Source organism: Dietzia aerolata (assembly GCF_014144865.1).
Taxonomy (GTDB): domain Bacteria; phylum Actinomycetota; class Actinomycetes; order Mycobacteriales; family Mycobacteriaceae; genus Dietzia; species Dietzia aerolata.
The window spans coordinates 1-1,035 of the sequence record NZ_JAALDM010000037.1 but is presented as its reverse complement, the minus strand read 5'-3'; the positions used below and the strand labels follow the sequence as shown (position 1 = coordinate 1,035).

At 62.2% G+C, this 1,035-nt stretch carries 1 protein-coding gene; it reads right to left on the bottom strand.

Going from position 1 to position 1,035, the window contains the following annotated elements; translation table 11 throughout:
- Nucleotides 1–1,035, bottom strand: a complete 1,035-nt coding sequence (locus G6016_RS02895; RefSeq protein WP_182631207.1) for an IS630 family transposase — start codon at nt 1,033–1,035, stop codon at nt 1–3.

The following is a 1,035-nucleotide window of genomic DNA, read 5'->3' as shown; positions in this document are numbered from 1 at the left end:
CTAGTGGTCCGCATTTGAAGTCTTCTTACGGTTGGCCTTCGCAAGGACTTCCTCGGCGGTTTTGGTCCAGACGAACGGATGGGATCGCTTGTTCCAACCGTCAATGAAGGCACGGATCTTTGCATTCAAATCCTTGACCGATGTAAAGACTCCGCGGCGTATGGCTCGGCGCTCGACGATGCCGAACCACACTTCGACCAAGTTCATCCACGAGGCGTGACTGGGCGTGAAGTGGACCGTGAACCGAGGATTGTCGGCCAGCCACTTGTTGATGTTGGCGTGCTTGTGGGCGGCGTAGTTGTCCATCACCAGGTGCAGCTCGACCGGGTTGCCGTCCGCATCGACCTCATGCCGGTAGGCGCGTTCGATCTGCTTGAGGAACGCCAGGAACTCCTGATTTCGATGCCGCGGCTTGAGGGCGGCGGTGACCTGGCCGGTGGCGATATCCAACGCGGCGAACAGGGTGGAAGTGCCGTGGCGAACATAGTCATGACTACGGCGTTCGATCAGGCCGGGCTGCATCGGCAGGATCGGCTGCGTTCGATCCAGGGCTTGGATCTGGGACTTCTCATCCACGCACAACACGATCGCGTTCTCCGGTGGCGCCAAGTACAGGCCGCATATGTCAGTGACTTTGCCGACCAGCTCCGGGTCGGTGGAGAAGCGAAACGTCTCGGACCGCCACGGCTTGATCCCGTACGCCCGCCACGCGGTCAGCACCGAGGTGGGCGAGATCTTCAACCGCTGCGCCAGCAGGCGCGACGACCAGTGCGTCACCCCCAGAGACTTCGGAGGTGGCATCAACGTCGCGGTCACGATCGCCGCATGATCAAGCGTGCGCGGCCGGCCCGAACGCTTCTCATCAACCAGGCCAGCGATGCCCCGCTCTTCATACCTGTCGCGCCACAGATTCACCTTCGGCCGCGACGCCCCAGCCAGCTCCGCGATCTCCGCATTGCGCCGCCCCTCGGAGGCCAACAGCACGATCCGGGCACGCTGAACGATTCCTGCCGAGATCGACTGAGAGCGCGTCAT

Bases quoted from the DNA above. Each gene is read 5' to 3' on its own strand.
- G6016_RS02895 (WP_182631207.1), bottom strand. From the start codon at position 1,035: ATGACGCGCTCTCAGTCGATCTCGGCAGGAATCGTTCAGCGTGCCCGG.